The organism is Vagococcus allomyrinae (assembly GCF_017829975.1).
Taxonomy (GTDB): domain Bacteria; phylum Bacillota; class Bacilli; order Lactobacillales; family Vagococcaceae; genus Vagococcus_D; species Vagococcus_D allomyrinae.
This window is the reverse complement of the sequence record NZ_JAEEGA010000004.1, coordinates 233,915-254,592: the sequence shown is the minus strand read 5'-3', so window position 1 is coordinate 254,592 and position 20,678 is coordinate 233,915. Positions and strand designations below refer to the sequence as shown.

Annotated in this window: 14 protein-coding genes; 13 read left to right on the top strand and 1 reads right to left on the bottom strand. The window is 34.9% G+C overall.

Annotation, left to right across the window (positions count from 1 at the left end):
• Positions 1-78 precede the first annotated feature (78 nt).
• Positions 79-945, bottom strand: coding sequence for a helix-turn-helix domain-containing protein (locus I6N95_RS08240; RefSeq protein WP_209526601.1), 867 nt, complete (start codon positions 943-945; stop codon positions 79-81).
• A gap of 146 nt (positions 946-1,091) precedes the next feature.
• Here I6N95_RS08240 and I6N95_RS08235 point away from each other — a divergent pair, with 146 nt between their 5' ends.
• The 13 genes from I6N95_RS08235 to I6N95_RS08175 all read left to right on the top strand — a co-directional run bounded on the left by I6N95_RS08235 (position 1,092) and on the right by I6N95_RS08175 (position 19,680).
• Positions 1,092-2,093 (top strand): NPCBM/NEW2 domain-containing protein, encoded by a 1,002-nt coding sequence (locus I6N95_RS08235; protein ID WP_209526599.1) that lies wholly within the window; start codon positions 1,092-1,094, stop codon positions 2,091-2,093.
• 169 nt (positions 2,094-2,262) lie between these two features.
• Entirely contained in the window at positions 2,263-5,304 is a 3,042-nt protein-coding gene (locus tag I6N95_RS08230; protein ID WP_209526597.1) for a DEAD/DEAH box helicase, read from the top strand.
• A 1-nt stretch (position 5,305) separates the two neighbouring features.
• The gene (locus I6N95_RS08225) at positions 5,306-7,012 is read left to right on the top strand and encodes a DUF6119 family protein (RefSeq protein ID WP_209526594.1); all 1,707 of its coding nucleotides are present in this window, start codon (positions 5,306-5,308) and stop codon (positions 7,010-7,012) included.
• 373 nt (positions 7,013-7,385) lie between these two features.
• On the top strand, positions 7,386-9,173 hold the full coding sequence (locus tag I6N95_RS08220; RefSeq protein WP_209526592.1) for a type I restriction-modification system subunit M: 1,788 nt from the start codon (positions 7,386-7,388) through the stop codon (positions 9,171-9,173).
• Complete coding sequence (locus I6N95_RS08215; RefSeq protein WP_209526590.1) at positions 9,163-10,464, top strand: restriction endonuclease subunit S; 1,302 nt, start codon at positions 9,163-9,165, stop codon at positions 10,462-10,464. The genes I6N95_RS08220 and I6N95_RS08215 overlap by 11 nt, the downstream gene beginning before the upstream one ends.
• A gap of 13 nt (positions 10,465-10,477) precedes the next feature.
• Positions 10,478-13,519, top strand: a complete 3,042-nt coding sequence (locus I6N95_RS08210) for a type I restriction endonuclease subunit R (RefSeq protein ID WP_209526588.1) — start codon at positions 10,478-10,480, stop codon at positions 13,517-13,519.
• Between the two features lie 32 nt (positions 13,520-13,551).
• A complete protein-coding gene (locus tag I6N95_RS08205; protein ID WP_209526586.1) occupies positions 13,552-14,187 on the top strand; it encodes a type I restriction endonuclease subunit R, EcoR124 family in 636 nt (211 codons plus the stop codon).
• A 120-nt stretch (positions 14,188-14,307) separates the two neighbouring features.
• Positions 14,308-15,267, top strand: coding sequence for a restriction endonuclease (locus I6N95_RS08200; RefSeq protein ID WP_209526584.1), 960 nt, complete (start codon positions 14,308-14,310; stop codon positions 15,265-15,267).
• Positions 15,268-15,428: 161 nt separating this feature from the next.
• Positions 15,429-15,824: a type II toxin-antitoxin system HicB family antitoxin gene (locus I6N95_RS08195; RefSeq protein WP_245249298.1), complete on the top strand. Its 396-nt coding sequence runs from the start codon at positions 15,429-15,431 to the stop codon at positions 15,822-15,824.
• Positions 15,825-16,334: 510 nt separating this feature from the next.
• Positions 16,335-16,640 (top strand): hypothetical protein, encoded by a 306-nt coding sequence (locus I6N95_RS08190; RefSeq protein ID WP_209526582.1) that lies wholly within the window; start codon positions 16,335-16,337, stop codon positions 16,638-16,640.
• 474 nt (positions 16,641-17,114) lie between these two features.
• Positions 17,115-18,050: a homoserine O-succinyltransferase gene (locus I6N95_RS08185; RefSeq protein ID WP_209526581.1), complete on the top strand. Its 936-nt coding sequence runs from the start codon at positions 17,115-17,117 to the stop codon at positions 18,048-18,050.
• Between the two features lie 807 nt (positions 18,051-18,857).
• Positions 18,858-19,436, top strand: coding sequence for a helix-turn-helix domain-containing protein (locus I6N95_RS08180; RefSeq protein ID WP_209526580.1), 579 nt, complete (start codon positions 18,858-18,860; stop codon positions 19,434-19,436).
• Positions 19,429-19,680 carry a hypothetical protein gene (locus tag I6N95_RS08175; protein ID WP_209526579.1) on the top strand — a complete coding sequence of 84 codons (252 nt, stop codon included), beginning with the start codon at positions 19,429-19,431 and terminating at the stop codon, positions 19,678-19,680. Before I6N95_RS08180 ends, I6N95_RS08175 begins: the two co-directional genes overlap by 8 nt.
• The last annotated feature ends 998 nt before the right edge of the window (positions 19,681-20,678 follow it).

Here is a 20,678-nt window from a genome sequence, read left to right as displayed (position 1 = left end):
TTGTTGAGAATATGATACTAAAACCATTTAATGATTGGCAGGTTTTGCAATCATTAAATGGTTTTTTCTATAGTTCAATTAGCTGATAAAATCAGATGATAAAAAGGCCAATACTTCCTTCTGTAACTCCTCTTTGAAATGTTCTTCGTTAACAATCTTGGCTAAAAGTAGTCCCTCATTTATCTGATCTCTGGATTGAGTCGCAATACCGTGTCTAACCAAGCCAATCATTAAAAAATCATATCGCTTTATTTTTTTAGCCGAGGTGATTGCTTGATTAGCGACTTTGGCCGCCGTCAGATGTTGGCCTTGTTGTAGACATAATAAGGCCATATTGAGTTTGAGAGAAATGTTTAGAGGGTCAATATCTCTAAAATGTTGATATTTTCTACTTCTTTTCAGGACCTCGTTGCCGATTTGGATGGCTACCTCTGTTGGAAAAAGGAATAAGATGTAATTAATGATGCGAAAATCGATCATATACCATTCATCTTGAGCGGATAGTCGTTGCCAAATTTCTTCCACAAATTGTTGTGAGAAGGGACTGATGGAGTCAGGAGCGTTTTCTCCTAATTGCAGAAAGGATGACATAATTTTTAAAATACTTTCAATATACCAATTGTTGCCATTTTTTAAGAACTTCTCACATTGTTTAATAATACCTTTAATTTTTTTGGTATCCAGACTGGAATGCAAAGAGAAAAAGGCATCGAAAATAGCTGTTTTACTATTTGCTTGATACCCATTCAAAATGAAATCAAATTCATCATATGAGATATCGAGCTGTTTTAAAAAGAAATGAAAATGTGTTAGTGAAACATCAACTTTGCCGTTTTCAAAGCGAGACAAAGTTGTGCGAGAAATTTTATTTTGACAGATATCTTGTTGAGAAATTCCCTTGTTTATTCTGATTTGTTTGTAAACGTCCCCTATTATATTTTTCATCTTAACCTCCGTAAAAAAGTAGTGTGCATATAGTTTACAATCCTGTCGGAACAATTGCAAGTTTAGTATGATTAATGGAAAAGGAGATGATTGGGATGATAGAATTATTCTTAATTTGGTTAGCTGGCGGGTAGAGTTAATTTTTGATGATAAAAGAATATAATCTAGATCGATTATATTCTTTTATCGCATTTTTAAGAAAAGAAAACATGCTGGAGGAGAGTGTGGGTAATTTGGTTAATATCTATATTGGTATAGTTGCAGTATTTCTTGTAATACTGGTTTTTTTATTTTGGAAGAAAAAAGATAAAGGTGTCAAAAGTACGATTGAATTGGTCGTGACCGTTGTTTTGGCATTAATGCCTATCGGATTGACATTTTTAGCACCAGAACAAGCTATTTCAGTCGCTTTTCCAGACATCGAAAAATATATAAAGCAGGCAGAGGATTTAGAAAAAGAAAATAAAGAATTAGCTCAGAATATTGTGGAATTACAAAAAGAAAACACTAAAGTAAAAGAAAAAAATGATTTGTTAAGCGAAAAAAAATATGCTGAAATCATTAATTCTGAGTTAGTTGTGGATGGTTTGAGTTTAAAGGCAAAAAATAATTTTTTAGCGACCATTGATTCTGAAAAATATATCCATGAAAATATTCTCAAAGAAGTAACGGGAAAAGATGTTCAGTTTGATGAGGAGCAAAATAAAATTTTTATTGGAAGTCAGGATGTCAATAAAGTTACTAAGGTAAATTTTAAAGAGGTCAGCAAAATTTTATATGACGGAGATCGCCTCATTAAATATGATGATGAAAACGCTGATACGTTCGTAGTGGCTGGAAAAGAATATGATAGTGGATTCGTCTTAGATGCTAACGAATATTCTGATACTGGTGCTATAGCTTTATTTAATCTTGATGGGTCGTACTCAAAAGTTGATTTTGATGTTGGGAAAATTGATTCAAGCAGTCTAAATGATGTCAAAATGAAAGTATACTTGGATGGAGAAGTAAGTGAACAACACGCTTTGTCTTCGCAAGTTCCGTCAACCAAATTTAGTATTCCGGTCAATAGTGCCAAGAGTTTAAAAATTCAATTAGTTGATGGAACGTCAAATTTTGGATTTTATGATATAGTTTTTACTAAATAAAATCTAGTAATGCTTTTTAGTTGGGAGATAGTTTTCTCAACTATTTTTGTATAAAAGAAGACCAATGATTTGCGCCAGATGACATTTTACTTTGTAACTATTGTGATTGGTGCGCCGCTATTAATGAGACTAAAATATGAAAAGGGACAACAAGTATGAAGGAGGATTTATGAAAGAACAAGCAAAGCGTGTTATTGAAAGTTGGTTAGTGATTGAATACTTAAGTACAGGAAAGCTACCTTATTCGGATGAGCAAAAACCATTGTTTGAAGGATCCAAAACGAGCTTAAACAGCTTTTCTCAAATAAAAAAAGGCAACAAAAGCTTTATTTACTTTGGGATTTATCGCTCTTATCAAATGGCTGAAATTATTAGACGATTTTTTAAAGATGAGTCAGAAATATACAATGAAGATACATCCCTAAACTATTCACTGTCGATCCAGATCAATGATGAAGGGAAGTACATTGAAAATAGTATTTTTATTCCGAAAATCCAATTTTTATTGAAAGAAATCTTTTCTTCGTCGTTTAGCAATGCCTCATTAGAGCGTTTAAATAAAGCAATGCAACGTGCATTGGATACGCTTGAAGTGGAGATGCAACTTATTTTTAGCCAAGGAGTGACATCAGAGGCGTTGGATATGACTCAAAAGTTGATTAAGCTTCATTTTGGGTTAGAAAGCCTCTTAGATCGAGAAATTTTTACACTTCAAAATCGTTCATCCAAAAATGAACCAATCGAAGTCAACAGTTTGATTGTCTCTGATTTAGAGACCGTTTTGATGAGCGAGGAGCTGTCACCAGCATTAGAAAAATATATCAATGGCGAGGAAACCTTCAAGACAATTGATGAAAATCGAGATTTGATTACCCAACTATTAGACATTGAGAAACTGCCCGCTGGAAGATGGCCGTCCAACAATAACTTTAAGCTTTCACTGATGCAACAAGTGGCGGTTAATAGTATCATTAACGAAAAAAAAGATATTTTTTCTGTCAATGGCCCACCAGGGACAGGCAAAACGACGCTTTTGAAAGATGTATTTGCTAATTTGATCATCGAACGAGCTCAGAACATGGCAAGCTTTGCCGATCCTACTGAGGCTAAAGAACGAACAGGTAGCTTTGATTTAAAAGGATTTAAGGTTCACACCTATCAATTAGCTGAGAGAATCAAAGGTTTTGGGATTGTTGTTGCCTCATCTAACAATGGGGCGGTTGAAAATATTTCCAAAGACTTACCTAAAAATAAAGAGATTATCCATGAAAATGATCATGTTGCAGAAGATGAGATTGGTTTCTCCGAGATGATTAAAGACGTCAATTTATTTCCAGAGTATGTCAATTATATGTTTGATGGTGAAACGAAAAGCAAACCAACAAATTCATTTGATAACTATTGGGGACTCTTTTCCGCTCCTTTAGGGAAACAAACGAATATCTCTAAAATATTTGATGTCTTATTAACAAATTTTCAATTGGAAGATGGCTCAGAGGAATTAAGTTTGTACAATCAATTAAAAAAGGAACGGTTTGTCCAAGAGAACTGGGATCAAGCTTGCCAAAAATTTATCGATATTCAACAACAAATCAGCACAGAAAAAGACATCATTAAAGAGCATGCTGAAACTGTTGTTAAACAAGAAAAATTAAACATACAATTGGCAGATTACGCTCAAGCCTTAGTGTTAATTGCTGAAAAGTTAAAACGACTTGAGGAGTTAATAGCGACAAACGAGGACAAAATCACTAAAATTGACCAAAAGAAAGCACTCTTGCCTAAAATAGCTTGGTATAAGCGACTGCTTCGACAAGTTACAGGTAAAAACGATCCGATTATCGAAGAGTATAATAAACAAATCCTGACCCTTCTCAATGAAAATGAGGATACAGAAGAGCAAAGCCAAAAATTGAAATCAGACAGAGAAACGTTTAGCCAAAAACAAGCAAGCTTGACCAAAGAATTCTCCTTAAGTGAGGGACGACTTGCTGAATTAACTGAACATTTTGACAAAGATGAGTATCAATTATTTAATGATGAGATGTGGCAAACGGAAAATTACGATAAGCGTCAATTATCTGTTCCTTGGCTGACGAAGCGTTTAAATTATTTACGAGGTAGTTATTTTATTCAAGCCTTAAAGCTTCATAAGCTGTTTAATCAAGCCAATGCGCCAATCTTTTTCTCAGCATTTACGATTATTAATCGTCGTAGAGAGTTAAATTTAAACAATCAGGAAGAGCGTGAGTTGTTAAGAGAATCCTGGAGTATTTTCCATTTAATGATTCCAGTTGTTAGCACGACATTCGCTAGTTTAGGCAATATGTATCGCGGCATGGGAATGGGCTCATTGGATTATCTCTTTATCGATGAAGCTGGCCAAGCAACGCCACAAGCGGCAGTAGGTGGAATTTGGCGTGCGAAGCATGTGATCGCTGTTGGTGATCCTTCACAAATTGAACCCGTTGTCTCGTTGGAAGATTCGTTATTTAAAACTGTTCAAGATGCCTATGCTCTTGAAGAAAAATATCTAAGTAAAACGACTTCTGTTCAAAGTTTAGCAGACCGAGCCAATCAATACGGAATGATGAAACCCAATGGTGAGCGAGTAGGGGTGCCACTATGGGTTCATCGAAGATGTTTAAATCCGATGTTTCATGTCTCCAATGATATTTCTTATGATGGCAAAATGGTACAAGGGGCAACGCCAGAGGCTGCTAATAAGGGGCGGATCGTGTGGCTTGATGTAAAAGGCGAGGTAAAAAATAAGCAGTATGTGGAGGAGCAGGCTCAAGCATTATTAAAACAAATTATCGACTCGTCACACCTGCGTAATATTTATGTGATTTCGCCTTTTAAAGCGGTTGTTGAGCAAACAAAAGCTTATATTAATAAACACGCCTCTGATTTTACAAAAGTGTCAAGTCAAGAAGTCAAAGCATGGAGTAAAACTTCCGTTGGAACTGTTCACACTTTTCAAGGGAAAGAGGAAGATACTGTGTACTTCATTTGCGGAACAGACGAAAAAACGGAGGGAGCTGCAAACTGGTCATGTCAAAAGGCAAATTTGTTAAATGTAGCAATTACTCGTGCGAAAAAAGAGTTTATCATTATTGGTGATTACTCTAGGTTTAAACATAAATCTTATTATCAGACGGTGGCGAAGTATAGTAATTTAGAAAGACTAGAGAATGGAGTGAGAAAATAAAATGAAGTTGATTTTGTCAAAATTTAGAAGTAATTCACTTTCAGAAGTAATAAAAGAAATAGAAGGATGTAGTTATGTTCAAATTGGCGGGATGAGGAAGGAGCCCACATTTAATTTGGAAATGAGATTGTTTTTTGAAAGCCACGAGAAGAAACCTCCTGTATGGCTTTCAGAAATAATAGATTTTTTTAATGTAGAATCTTCAGAACAAGAAGAATCTAATATTAATCAAAGTGTACTTCATCAATATAATGCAATTATTATTTTGAAGACGCGTAATAACTTATACGCTCACTCTTTTGGACAAGGGTTTAGGACAACTGAGAAATTTATAGATAGTGAGTTTGGATTGAAATTTGCAGAAAAAACAATTCGAAGTGAGCAAATCACACTAAAGAATGTTAGTTATATCCAAAAAAATAAAATGAAAGGTATTATGAATTATAAAAAAGATCAAGGAGAGTTTCCTAAAGCTAGTGAAAGTTATGCATTTGTTAGTGGTCGCCCAGAGTTTGAGTTGTTTGGCAATAGCATTGATTGTGGAACGGGTGTTTCATTTCCTAAAAATTATGCCATTAATACTACAGAAGGCTTTTATAAAATTTCTGAATTGCTTGACGCAGTTGATACAGCTTTGAAAAGCAAGTCAACCAAAACAATTTTACCACGAGTAAAGAAAGTGGCTAAAAAATCTAAATTGACCACAGAACTAGACGAAGAAGCTCTATCATTAATAATTAATAGCACTGATGAGATTAATATAGCAATTGATGTAAGCAAGATTCATTTAGAGAATAACAGTATTGACGTTTATTCGGAAAATAGCAATCTCGAAATTTATATCTCCAATAACCTTAAAGTAACAATTCAAAGGATTGATGCGACAGATGATTCAATAGTAAAATACATAAAGCATTATCAAGATAAGATACTCTCTTTGGATAATGTGAGAATAAGAGTGACAAATGAAGACAATCATGTTGTGGTATCTAAGTCATTGAAAGAGTGGATATATTGTGAGTTGGAGTATAATAAAAAAGTCTACATATTAGATTCAGGTTCTTGGGGATATTTCAATGATAGATTCTCATTGTTATTGGAACAACAATTGAATGATATTAACAGAATTGTAACATATTCTGACCATTACAATATTAACTATATCTCTGGGGAAGGGCACTTTTCTGGAGAAGGTGGGTATATTGAAGAATTAACCAAAAAGAATACGTACGTAAAACTTCATCAACGAAATGTATTAGTGAATGGAACAACAATAGAAGTAGCAGATATTTATGACAAAGAATCAAAAGAATTGATTGCAATCAAACGTGGAATGGATACGTCGAATTGTATGTATAGCTTTGAACAATCGGTTTTATCAGTGCAAATACTTAGAAATTCTGATGAGTTTAATGTAAAGAGTGAATTACTGAAATATAATAACAGAAGGAAATATGCTGATATCGAAAAGTATCCAAATATAAGAGAGTCTATGATTGATAAAATTTTAGATTCAAGACAGTCATCAGTACTATGGCTACATAATACTAAAAAGTATGTGGAGATGACAGAAAAGGAACAATTTGATTTAAATCAGATTGGTTCAATGTTGTTGAAATTAAAAATAGTGGACTGGTATAGTTTTGTTAACGAAAATAATTATACTCCTAAAATTTATATGGGGATAGATAAGCCTGCAAAGGCCTGAAGATTGGCTGATGATCTATTTGGATAGCAATCAAAAAATGTATATGTTTAGGTCGTGTCTGCTAAATAACATTGTCTTTTTTCTTAAGAAAGAGGGAGAAGATAAAGAACCTTGTTTCTATACTTATGAAACGAGGTTTTTTAAATAAAATAAAAGTCTTTCGTAGTTGTAAACTTACAGAATGTAATATTTTATTAAGTGTTTTTTTACAGAGAGCCTGACGTTTCATGAAACACCGGATTATATCTTACTACAGTATGGAGGTGTTGTTGATGCTTTGTTATGATCTTTTTCTAATAAATTAGTTAAACTTCCAATAGTCATGATATAATATGTTGGAGTTTAAGTAAGCAAAAGAAGGAATGACTTATTAATGTTTAATGAACAATATAGATATGATCAAACAACAATTAATGTACAAAAACAAGCAAGTTTGATTTGGAATGTTGCTGATATTTTGCGAGGCTTGTATAAACCTCACGAATATGGAAAAGTAATTTTACCAATGACTGTAATAAAAAGATTACACGATACACTATTACCTACCAAAGAAGCAGTACTTGAAGCTTCGGTAAAAACAAAAGATATGAATGACACAATGCGAACTCTTTTCTTGGAACAGGCATCAGGTTATTCTTTTTATAATACTAATCTTTATACCTTTGAGACCTTGCTGTCCGATCCTGATAATATTGAGGAAAATTTTAAAGCATATTTAAATGGTTTCTCAGAAAATATGCAAGACATCTTATCTAATTTTAAATTTGAGGCTGAAATCACTAATATGGCAGATAATGATGCACTATTTTATGTCATTCAAGAATTTAATAAAAAAGACTCTTACTTAGGACCAGATAGAGTAACTAGCACTGATATGGGCTATATTTTTGAAGAGTTGGTACGTAAATTTTCAGAAAGTTACAATGAAGAAGCAGGTGCACATTTTACAAGTAGAGATATTATTTATCTCATGACAGACTTACTATTAGCGGAAGATCGAGATACATTATCAGGAAAAGATGTAGTAAAAACTGTATACGATCAAACGATGGGAACCTCTCAGATGTTGTCAGCCATGATGGAGCGTATTCAATATTTTAATAAGGACGCAGAAGTAAAAACCTTCGGACAAGAGCTAAATCCTGAAACGTATGCAATTGCGAAGGCTGATACAATGATTCGTGGTGGAGACGCAGATCAAATGAAGTTAGGTAGCACCTTATCCAATGACCAGTTTACGGATTTTACTTTTGACTATTGTATTTCTAATCCGCCATTTGGGATTGATTGGAAAAAGGATAAAAAATCTGTAGATGCTGAACATAAACTTGGCGAAAAAGGTCGCTTTGGTATAGGACTGCCTAAAATCAGTGATGGACAATTATTATTTCAACTGAATGGTATCTCTAAGTTAAAAGAGACGGGACGAATGGCAATTGTTCATAACGGGTCAGCGTTGTTTTCTGGAAATGCTGGTGGTGGAGAAAGTGCAATTCGTCAATATGTGATTGAAAATGATTGGCTAGAAGCAATCGTTCAACTGCCTACAGGACTATTCTATAACACTGGTATTTCAACTTATGTCTGGTTACTTACAAAAAATAAATCAGTAGATCGTCAAGGTAAAGTTCAGTTGATTGACGCATCAAAGTGTTTTGAAAAAAGACGTAAAAATATTGGCGAAAAGAAAGTAGATATCACAGAAGAATGTCGGAATTTAATCATCCAAGCTTATGGCGAATTTTCTGAAAAAATGTATCGACAAGAAGATCGAATGGTTGAGTCAAAGATATTTGACAATGAAGAGTTTGGTTTCACGAAAGTTACTATTGAAAGTCCGCAACGAGATAAAGATGGAAATATTGTTTTAAAAAAAGGAAAACCTATTGCAGATTCAAAATTACGTGATACTGAAGATATCCCATTAAAAGAAGAAATACAGTCTTATTTTGAACGTGAAGTGATACCTTTTAATTCAGATGCATGGATGGATCGAAAAAAAGACAAGGTTGGATATGAGATTCCATTTACTCGTTTATTTTATAAATATGTTGCTCCAGAGCCGTCAGAAGTTATTGCTGAACGCATCAAAAAACTGGAGGAATCAATAGTGTCAAACTTTGAGGCACTATCAGGGAAGGATGTGTCTAATGTTGAATAGAAAAATGAAGGACTCTGGTATAGAATGGATTGGCGAGATACCAAAAGAATGGAATATTAGGAAACTGAAATATATATTAGTGGAGAGGAAAGAAAAGAATGACCCAATAAAGACAAATAATATACTCTCACTCTCTGTGGAACGAGGCGTATTTCCGTATTCTGAGAAAACAGGTGGTGGAAACAAAGCCAAGGAAGATTTAACTGCATATAAAGTTGCCTACCCTTTTGATATAGTAATAAATAGCATGAATATTTTAGCAGGAGCTGTGGGGTTATCACAATATATGGGAGCAGTCAGCCCAGTGTATTATACTTTGTTTTCTAGAGATGATAAAATTAGTATAGAATATTATTATTACCTATTTTTAACAGAAGCTTTTCAAAGAAGTTTACTTGGTTTAGGGAATGGGATAATGATGAAGGAATCCTCTACAGGAAAATTAAATACCATTCGGATGAGAATTCCGATGGAAAGACTTGCTTCTTTGTATTTACCAATACCTACTTCAGAAAATCAAGAGAAAATAATATTTTATATAAGAGAGAAATTAGTTCAAATTGATTCTGTAATATCTGGAACAAAGCAATCCATTATTGATTTAAAAAAATACAAACAATCTTTAATTACAGAAACAATAACAAAGGGATTAAATAACAACATTGAGATGGAGGCCAGTGGGATTGATTGGATAGGTAAAATTCCTAGAACATGGAAGTTAACTAAAATTAACACTTTGTTTAAAATTAAGAAAAATATTGCTCGTGAATTAGGGTATAATGTATTGTCTGTCACTCAAAACGGCTTAAAAATAAAAAATATCAGTCAAAACGAAGGTCAGATGTCGGCTGACTACAGTAAATATCAATTAGTATTAAAGGGACAATTTGTTATGAATCATATGGATTTGTTGACTGGATGGATTGATATTTCTAAATTTGATGGGGTAACTAGTCCCGATTATCGAGTATTTGAATCAAAAGATTCTAGACTAGTACATGATAGGTATTTTCTTTATATATTTCAACTTTGCTATTTAAATAGAATATTTTATGGGTTGGGTCAGGGCGTATCAAATTTGGGGCGTTGGAGGTTACAGTCTGATAAATTTTTGAATTTTTTTCTTCCATTGCCTACTTTAGGAGAACAACTTAAAATAGCAAAATTTCTTGATGAGAAAACCATTGAAATTGATCAATTAATTTCAGACAAAGAACAGCTTATTAAAGAATATGAAACCTATAAAAAATCATTAATTTATGAATATGTTACTGGAAAAAAGGAAGTTTAGGGGGGCGGTTTTGTTGCTAGAAAATAGAGAGAGTCGTTTCGAACAGGATATTGAAACTAGTTTGATAACCAGAGGTGGTTGGCAAAAACTACTCTTTAGCCAATCAAATTATGATGCCACTATGGGGATTGATTTGGACCAGTTACTTTCATTTGTTAAAGCAACACAATCGAAACAATGGACTAGGTATCAGAAGATTTATCAAGAGAACTCCCGAGAAAAGTTTTTTAAACGGTTTAACGAAGAGGTAAACACACATGGCTTGCTTCACGTCTTGAGAAATGGAATCAAAGATCGTGGTGTTAATTTAAAGGTAATTTATTTTAAGCCAGTTTCTGGTCTAAATGAATTAACACAACAGCAATATAAAGCTAATTTTTTTTCCTGTATTCGTCAATTTGCTTATAGTTCGATCAATCATAAGACTATTGATATGGTATTGTCAGTGAACGGTATTCCTTTAATTGCTTTAGAATTAAAAAATCAATATACTGGACAATCAGTTGAAAATGCAAAAATTCAATTTCAAAAGGATCGAGATCCTAAAGAAATGGTTTTTGGGTTTAATAAACGTTTTTTAGTCTATTTTGCTGTGGATCATTTTGATGTTTACATGACTACTAAACTTGATGGGAAAAAGACATATTTTTTGCCATTTAACCAGGGATCGAATGGTCCTGGTAATGTTGGGGGAACAGGTAATCCTCAGAATGATGAAGGGTATCCAACTTCATATTTATGGGAACAAATATTGATGGCCAATAATTTAATGGATATTATTCAAAAATTTATGAATTTAGAAATAAAGAGGGAGAAGCAAGGTGAGCGAGAGATTACAAAGAAAACGTTGATTTTCCCCCGGTTTCATCAACTGGATGTTGTTCGCAAATTAGTTGGCGATGTAAAAAGTAATGGGAGCGGTGAGAACTATTTGGTACAACATAGTGCTGGATCTGGTAAATCAAACAGTATAGCATGGTTGGCATATCATTTAGCATCAGTACATGATGAAAGTAATCACCCTGTTTTTTCTTCAATTATTATTGTCACAGACCGGACCGTCCTAGATCGGCAATTACAAGATACTATCATGAGCTTCGAACATACTGGCGGTCAAGTAGAAACAATAGATGATAAAAAAACATCACAAGATTTAAAGGCTGCTATTAATGATGGGAAGAAAATTATTATTACGACATTACAAAAATTTCCTGTTATTTATAAGGAAGTAGATGAGGTTGCAGGTAGGTGCTTCGCAGTTATCGTCGATGAGGCACATTCTTCTCAAACAGGCAACAGTGCTCAAAAGTTAAAAACTGCATTAGCAGATAAGCAAGCAACTTTACAAGAATATCAGGAAATTGAGTCAGAGATTGAAAATAAGGAATTGGATGACCAAGATGAGTTAGTAAAAACGTTGATTTCCCAAGGTCAACACAATAATTTAAGCTTCTTTGCTTTTACTGCAACCCCAAAAGAGAAAACCATTGATATGTTTGGAACGCTTCGTGAAGACGGAACAAAAACCCCTTTTCATGTATACAGTATGCGTCAAGCAATTGAAGAAGGATTTATTCTTGATGTGTTAAAAAATTATATGACCTATAAAACTTCTTATCGTTTGGCAAAAGAGATTGAAGAAAATCCAGAATTACCAACAACAGAAGCAGTAAGGGCTATCGCAAGGTATCAAGCATTTCACCCTTGGGTGTTACGCCAAAAAACAGAAATTATGGTAGAGCAGTTTAGAGAAGTATCAAAGAAAGCTATTGGTGGTCGTGGCAAAGCAATGGTTGTGACCCCATCTCGCTTGCATGCTGTTAGGTATATGCAAGAATTTAAGGATTATATCAAAGAAAAAGGATACAAGGAGTTAAATGTTTTGGTCGCGTTCTCAGGGAAAGTGACTGATGATGAGAACGAGTACACAGAAGCGTCGCTCAACCGTAATAATACTGGAGAACGAATTAAAGAAAGTCAACTGAAAGATGCCTTTCATTCAGAAGAATTTAATATTTTGATTGTTGCTGAAAAATACCAGACAGGGTTTGATGAACCTTTACTCCATACCATGTTTGTTGATAAAAAATTAAAAGGGGTAAAAGCAGTTCAAACATTGTCTAGGTTGAACAGAACAATGCTTGGAAAAAAAGATACCTTTATTTTGGATTTTGTAAATACTAATGAAGAAATTCAAGAAGCATTTCAACCATTTTATGAAGAAACACGATTAGATGAAGAAATTAATATCAACTTAATCTATGACACACAGGCAAAATTGAGGAAATATAATGTGTATAACCAAACTGATATAGATACGGTGATTAAGCTAGTTAAACAAGCACAAAAGAAACAAGATGAACGTTTGTTAGGTAGAGTATCCAGTCAGTTTAAACCAATATTACAACGTTATGAAGAGTTAATTGATGAACTAAAATATGAATTTAGAGTTACTCTCCGTAATTTTGGTAAATGGTACAATTATATTTCTCAACTAGATCGTACTTTTGATATGGAATTGCTAGAGGAAAGCATTTTTACTAATTATCTCTTGAAGTTTATTCCTAATGAGCAACGAGAAAAAGTTGATATTAAAGACAAAATTAGCATGGAGTATTATAAAATTCAAAAAGATTTTGAAGGTGAGATTTTTTTAGTATCAGAAGATCCTGATTATGGTATGCTAAAGAATCCTAAACAAATAAATGCTGGATTAACCCCACTAGATGATCGTAATTCTTTAGAAGATATTATTTTTAAAGTAAATGAACGATTTCCAAATAATTTTACAGACAAAGACAAGGTACTATTGGAAGAAATATATCGCTCTTTTATTGATAATCCAGATAATAAATTAGTAAACATGGCTAAAAATAACGATGCACAAATGTTTGAAAAAACACTGTTCAAAGATATATTTGAAGCTAAAGTGATGGACGAATATCAAAGAGGGCAACAAGCGTATGAAAAACTTTTCAGTAAAGACGACTCTTATTTCAAATTAGTCTATACACTAATTGCAAAAGATTTGTATAAGACATTAAGAGGGAATTAGCATTTTTTGAGCACCAATGTCCTAACAATGATATGGAAAAATCACCGGCTTTAAACGAGCAGGTGAGCATTTTAGAAGAACAAGTCGGTATCTACGAGACCGTGAAAGGCTCTTTAGTTGAGGTGGATGATAGAGCCCCCGATAATCGAGCCGATTTTTCTAGTATTGAGTTTTATGGTGAAAACAGCATTAAGTTATATGATATTGATGCGGCCTATATCAATCGCTTATTGGGAACTTACTCTGCTCATAACCAAGACATCCGCGAGGAAATTGAAAAAGCGCTAACTAAGTTAAACAAATCAGAAGCAGTCAAAGACATTTATCGAGAAATTTTAAATGCCATGGATGAACAAACGGTTAGTAGTAATGAAGATATTTTTGTGGTTAAACGTCATTTTTTCACGAAGGCAGTAGACCAGGCCATTCAAACTTTTGCAGATAACTGGTTTGTTTTAGTCCAGGAACTTCATTCGTCCGCTATGCAATATGTCGTAGGGGCAGAGCCAATTCCTAATATTGGGGCGATCATTGAGAGCAAGGACTTTGATGGATATAAGAAACAACACCCTGAAGCGAGACCCTTTAAGTATGCTCAGGACATGAAACGTGATTGGCGAGTGACCTTAGATGAGGTCATAATGCCATTGAATGATGAACTGAGGTAAATAGTAATAGTGAACTATGATAAAAAGTGAACTTACTTTATAATTGAAGTGAGATGATTTTTTATCATAGTTTATTTTAAGTGTAGAAAAGTAATTTACCGAAATAAAAGGGGGAGAAAGATGAATAATGACTGGTCCAAACTAAAGCAATCTGCCAATCAAATACCAACCAATGATTCTTTATTGCCGTATGTGTTAGAAGTCCTAAAAAATGGGGAAGAAGGAACCAATCATGTTATTAGAACTCGTGTGTATGACTTTTTATCGATTCCAGAAGACATTAAAAATATCAAATACCCAAATTATCCAGATGATGATGGCATCCTAGCCAATCGATTTAGTTTTTCCTTAAGTAAGTTGTATAAGGCTGGTGCATTAGTTCGACCAAGACGAGGCATTTATCAAATTACTGAAGTGGGGCAACGCTTGTTGACACAATACGGAGATCAACTTACCGAAAAGGTTCTAGAAGAGGAACCTGATTATATTAGATATATGAGCGAATTAGCTGAACGAACTGAACGGAAAAGTAATGCACTTCAAGAAGTCAACATTGATAAAGCTGATCCAGAAAAGGTTGAGATTGGCAAGATGGTTAATCAGATAAATAATGAGATAGCCATCGAATTATTAGATAAGATTCGTAATAGTAGCCCAAAATTTTTTGAGTATTTAGTAGTGGACTTACTTGTGAAGATGGGATACAGTGGCGAAAATGGCGATGCTAAGATAACGAGCTACTCCAATGACAATGGGATAGATGGGATCATAAACCAGGATCCACTAGGGACGAGTACGGTTTATCTTCAAGCTAAAAGATATAAAGAAGACAATAAAGTCGGTAGGCCTGCTATTCAGGCTTTTTATGGGGCCTTGGCCGGTGTCAATGCAGACCGAGGTGTCTTTATCACAACTTCTGATTATTCTAAAGAAGCTAAACTATATGCCAAAAGTCAAGGAATTGTGTTGATTGATGGAATCCAACTAACGGATTTGATGCTTAAGTACCAAGTTGGTGTTGAAGAAGCACATCAGTATACTGTTTTTCGGATTGATAATGATTATTTTGAGTTAGAATAACAGGCAATCGAGTTTTGGATCGTTGAAACTATTTCTAATTAGAAATGCTCAGTACTTCTATAGTCAGTATTTACAGTGATAGGTGTTCTGAGAAGCGCCATGTATAAGGTAAATGGCATGTGGTTTGTAAAGGATAAAACTGGTTAAAAGGAGGTGCGACAATGGTGCTTAAGACTTATCTTGCGGTGATCCAAGAAGGAGAAGAAGGCGGTTATACGGTCTATTTTCCTGATGTCGAAAATGCCTATACAGAAGGTGATACGATTGAAGAAACCATGGCGAACGCTCAAGAAGTGTTAGGTGTGATGTTGGCTTATCGGATTGAGGCAAAAGAACCTTTCCCTACACAATCATCTATGGTAGCTATTCATGACTCATTAAAACCCAATGAGTTTGCCGCGCTAATTCAAGTGGATGTTAGCCAATATCTACGAGCGTCTACTGTCGTAAAAAAAGCAGTCACAATCCCTGACTGGCTAATTAAAAGGGCGGAAAAAGAAGGGATTGACCTTTCCGGCACTTTAGTTGAGGCATTAAAAGAAAAATTAGGTGTTTAGTTCTGAACCTTTTCTTCATTGTAGGAGAAGGTTTTTTAGTGCCAGCATTTATGAAGAACGTATAATTGCTGCTAATTTGAAGTAATTTCAATTGTTAGTCAGATTCACTTGACTAATAAGGTTGTAACCCTTTACAATGTAGGTGTTAAGGTAGTGGAAAAACAACCAAATAAAAAATGGCACTTCTCAGATTGGTCCTACCCTCTCCGAGAAGCCCTTAAGCGTCAGTCTGACCTGATACTCAAAGTTGCCAGTTAGTAAGAATTACTAACATATCTATTGTACTTAATTTTTGCGAATTGTGCTAGTTTTTTTCAACAGGCCTTTCGTAAAAAAATAGCGGTATGTTAGGTCTATTTGTCTAACTCCAAACGAGCAGTCACAGGTCGCGATAAAGCGTCTGTTGATGGCTCGTTTTTATTTTTTATTTGGGCTACCTTTAAAGTGAGATTGGTGCAAGTCGAACGGTTAATAGTGGAAACAGAATGCCAGTCAAAGGAGGAAAAAGATATGGCAGAAAAAGAAAGGAACATACTCACCAAAAAGAATCAACCGCTTAAAACTATTGTCTATCAAGATATCTATGCAACCAAAGAAACCTTAGAAAAATTACAATCATGGGAAAGTACCTTAGAGTTATTTGTAACATTTTTTGCTGAGCAACGTAACAAACCTCTAAACAAAAAAGAAATTATCCAACACTATCATGCGGCTTCGCAAATATTTGACGTCTTTTTTGATGATTTTACAAAGCAGACCAATTTATTGGAAAGTCAACTTGAAGCATTACGAACAAGTAGAAAGGTCGGTGACTAATCTGTTTAGGCGGCATAGCTAGTGTGTGTGTTTACTTTCGTGACTGAAAAGAGTATCAATCAAATGGAAGTATGGCTTAAGATAAACAATTAATTATGGCAGAGGTGAAAAATGTATTGGCAATTAGTGAGGCGCTAGAAGTAATGGGTTCTGAAGTGAGAAGGGCCAAAAATTAGGAAATCGCTACCTTTAAAGTGTTGAAAACATGGGTGGTTGGTTTTAGCTTAATCGTAAAACGCAGGAAAAATATTATGGTCAAAACTGTTGAAAATAGTGGTGGCTCAATCGAAGAACTATTAGTTATCCAATTAATAGCATAACAATGATTTAGATAGTCTTGTCGATAGTGTGAAGATATGTGGTACAATAATGAAAACGGGATTATTCAGACACTATCTGCAATAATAGTGGACGATATTTATTTACGGATTTAGAGGGTTATCCGAATAAAATATTTTTTGAGGAGTATGATACATGCCGATTAAATTAGCAAAAGACTTTCCGGCAAAAAAGGTTTTGGAAAATGAACGTATTTTCACGATGGATTCGACACGAGCGGAAACGCAAGATATTCGACCATTGAAATTAGCTTTAGTCAATTTAATGCCAGACAAAATCACCTGTGAGATTCAATTTCTACGATTGCTTTCTCAAAGTCCATTACAGATTCACGTTGATTTTGTGCAGATGAGCACACATCAACATAAATACGCTAGTCATGATCATCTGTTTAAGTTTTACGAAACACTGGCAGATATTGAAAACAATTATTATGACGGGATTATTATTACGGGTGCGCCGGTTGAAACAATGCCGTACGAAGAGGTTGATTATTGGCCGGAATTCACCAAACTTCTAGACTGGAGTCAAACTCACGCGACATCCGTTTTACATGTTTGTTGGGGAGCTGAAGCAGGCCTTTATGTTCATTACGGCATTGATAAAGTTCTTTATTCGGAAAAGCTGTTTGGGGTTTATGAAAACCAACTGATCAGTGAACACGTGTTAACTCGTGGTTTCGACGATGTGTTTTTTACACCACAATCTCGTTACACGGGGATTAATGAAGCTCAAATTGATCAAGAAGTCTTAGAAGTCTTAGCAAATAATCAACAATTTGGGTCGACCATTTTAGCATCGAAGGATCAAAAAAATGTGTTTGTCTTAGGGCATTTTGAATACGACAGTGATACGCTAAATAAAGAGTATATCCGTGATCATGAACGTGGGGTGGCGACTCAGTTACCAGCTAACTACTTTAATGAAGACAATCCAAATGGAAAAATCATCAATAAATGGCGGGCTCACGGCTTTTTATTCTATCACAATTGGTTGAATGATGTCTATCAACGGACACCTTATGAGTTAAATCAGGCAAACTTAGCGATGAGTAAGCCAAAGTCAGACTAAATAGTTATAGTAAATTAGCCAAAACCGGTGATAATGTTTATCCGAAGTTTGAAAACGAGTAAAGTACTCTATTAATAGTCAAAAAAGCCCTCAGTCACCGACTGGGGGCTAAATGTATTGCAAAAGACAAAGGAGTAGCCCTCAGATGGAAGCTTATGGCGGAGGAATTGAGATAACTAACAATCAACTAAATCATGGAAAAGTCATTGTTAAAATGCCTATACATGATAAATAAGGGGCTCGTTAGCTCGCTATTGCTCTCTGATATAAAGCAATAGCCAAGGCTGATGTTTGGAACTCCCTCTTCGTTAGACATGATGTGCTAGAAGTCAATACCAAATATGGAGTTGAGTCGGCTTTTCGTACGTTAGTTCCCTAAGAAGAAATGCTGGAGGGGCAATCGTGACAAGAGCGTGAGCTAATGACCGTAGATCAGTCTTGACTCTTTGTTATTAAAAGCGCTTAAAAAATAAATTATGAGAGTTTTCTCATAATCAACCATTACCCCTTGTTATTAATGTATAAGTAAGGTAAGAAGCGCCTTGGAAAAGTAATTTGAATTTAGATGGTGTGAGCGGAAAAGTAAATTAAAGATGATGATACCAGTCTTCTTGGGAGTTTCCCATGAAAGATGGAATACCCCAAAGAATGAATGTTTTTTTGGAGATGGTGTTATTTTAATCAGTGGAAAGTTTTTTGAAGAAGTTTCGATTTTGGGCGGAAATTTAGTTCCGTTATTTTATAAAGCGGTTTCATTAGAGCGGAAGTGTTAAGTAAGGAGGTTAAAAAGGAAAGGGGAAGGTTGAAATGGTTAGAGACCAACAGCAAAAGGAGCTGCTTGAGTCAGCCTCACAGTTGTTAGTTCAGGTCAGACGGGACAACAGATTGACTCAAGAAAAACTGGCAGAAAAAATGGGCGTGAGTGCTCAAACCATTAAGCGAATGGAACGAGGGGAAGGCGCAAAATTGGATTTGGTGAAATTTTCAAAGGCCCTAGAAGCATGTGGTGAACAGTTGGTTGTCAGTAAAAAATCAAAACAACGGGCACATTATGCTGCCGTTGCCAAGGAACAACAGATTATTAGTCATTTTCGAGAGGGCCAGATCGCAGAAGCCAATCAGGAATTGGAGCAACTAAAAAAATGGGAGTACTCAATTTTGGAAGCAGACGGACGAAGTTTACATGAAGTAGGAGTAGCCCTTAGTTTGTATTTTGCTGGCAAGCCAGGTGCCAGTGTCTCACGGCTGAACAAAATGTTATTGGGGGTAGCTTTGAGCGGGTATAAAAAAAGAGCGCTTCAGTATCAACAGATCTATCTAAACACGATCGAAGCGGCCGAAAAGGTGTTGCTTCAAAAGGAAAAAGGGGGGAAGTCTGATGTTTAATGAAAATAATGATTACGTTGAAAAACTTCAATTGGAATTCCAAAATCAGATGGGATCAAAACAAAAAATCAATTTTCCCATCTTTTTTAAAGACGTTGAAACAGACTACCTTGTGGAGCAAATGAAAGAGATCATCGAAATGGGGTTACTTTTAGATCACAGAGCCTATGATCGGCATTTAACCAAATTTACTGCTGCTCGTCATATTACCATCCTACGCACAACGGTGTTTATGAATGACTAGTTCTAGTGAAGAATATTGCAGGTTAGAGAAGGAGCAAGTCTCGCAATTGATCACGGTGAGGCTATGGCCAAAAATGTGTATCGGCAACTATCCTAATCCCAATCTGAATGAATCGCGGTAGATGGGGGCGAAGGGCGGTCAAAAATAGTTATAGCGTATCGAAACTTGAACCTGTTGGACTGCCTAAAGCGTGTTTGGCGTTAGGGAGATCCTTCATTGTTTGTTAAATCAAGGCTGAGGGTTATAGAAAATTATGATAAGGTATCAAAATATGGTGCCTTTATTGCCAGGAATTATTGTTGAGTAAGATGGGGGTCCTCTGAAAAAGGACATAATCAGAATCCTATTACATCAGTCGCGAATGCTGCAATTAACTTCTTTAAGGTATCAAAACTTGTTACTTTTTAAGAGAGTTGTCAAGTTCTTAAAATGAGAATAGCCTACGGATTGGTTAAAAACACGGAATTGCGTTGGAATAGGGATTTAAGTGTTAATAAATTGGTTTGAGGGGTCAAAAGGTGTCACGTTTAGAGCTGTGATTTACGAGGAAACTCATTTGTAAAATGGCAAAGTCAGAATCCTATGATATCACTGCTCAACGGTGTAATAAACGTATCTAGGGTATCAAAATTTGTTACTTTTAAGAGGAGTCCTAAGAACTAAAAATCAGAAAGACAATTGAATTGGTTAGATGATAAATGGGATTGAGGGGATAGAGTTGAAGTCGTCATCCGTTTTTCTGTCAGTGGTAACTGTTGAGACTATAGTTAAAAAAACTAAGTGATTGATAGAGTTATGTGTAAAATCAACTATTCCTTGTCTAATGATTTTCTTGAAAATTTCAAAAGATGGGCTTACATTCGTTTGCAGGGAGTGTATTTATTGGTTTCCAAGAAAGATGGTATAGGATTATTTGATTCATACGAGGTTTCGAGTTTTGCGTAGGTCTAATGGTTTATGAAATACTAGACATGAGATTGTAGATATTTCGTGAAATT

Coding starts and splice junctions, on each gene's coding strand:
- I6N95_RS08205 (WP_209526586.1), top strand. CDS start 13,552: ATGGAAAAATCACCGGCTTTAAACGAGCAGGTGAGCATTTTAGAAGAA.
- I6N95_RS08220 (WP_209526592.1), top strand. CDS start 7,386: ATGTTTAATGAACAATATAGATATGATCAAACAACAATTAATGTACAA.
- I6N95_RS08215 (WP_209526590.1), top strand. CDS start 9,163: ATGTTGAATAGAAAAATGAAGGACTCTGGTATAGAATGGATTGGCGAG.
- I6N95_RS08180 (WP_209526580.1), top strand. CDS start 18,858: ATGGTTAGAGACCAACAGCAAAAGGAGCTGCTTGAGTCAGCCTCACAG.
- I6N95_RS08195 (WP_245249298.1), top strand. CDS start 15,429: ATGGTGCTTAAGACTTATCTTGCGGTGATCCAAGAAGGAGAAGAAGGC.
- I6N95_RS08235 (WP_209526599.1), top strand. CDS start 1,092: ATGATAAAAGAATATAATCTAGATCGATTATATTCTTTTATCGCATTT.
- I6N95_RS08240 (WP_209526601.1), bottom strand. CDS start 945: ATGAAAAATATAATAGGGGACGTTTACAAACAAATCAGAATAAACAAG.
- I6N95_RS08200 (WP_209526584.1), top strand. CDS start 14,308: ATGAATAATGACTGGTCCAAACTAAAGCAATCTGCCAATCAAATACCA.
- I6N95_RS08175 (WP_209526579.1), top strand. CDS start 19,429: ATGTTTAATGAAAATAATGATTACGTTGAAAAACTTCAATTGGAATTC.
- I6N95_RS08190 (WP_209526582.1), top strand. CDS start 16,335: ATGGCAGAAAAAGAAAGGAACATACTCACCAAAAAGAATCAACCGCTT.
- I6N95_RS08230 (WP_209526597.1), top strand. CDS start 2,263: ATGAAAGAACAAGCAAAGCGTGTTATTGAAAGTTGGTTAGTGATTGAA.
- I6N95_RS08225 (WP_209526594.1), top strand. CDS start 5,306: ATGAAGTTGATTTTGTCAAAATTTAGAAGTAATTCACTTTCAGAAGTA.
- I6N95_RS08185 (WP_209526581.1), top strand. CDS start 17,115: ATGCCGATTAAATTAGCAAAAGACTTTCCGGCAAAAAAGGTTTTGGAA.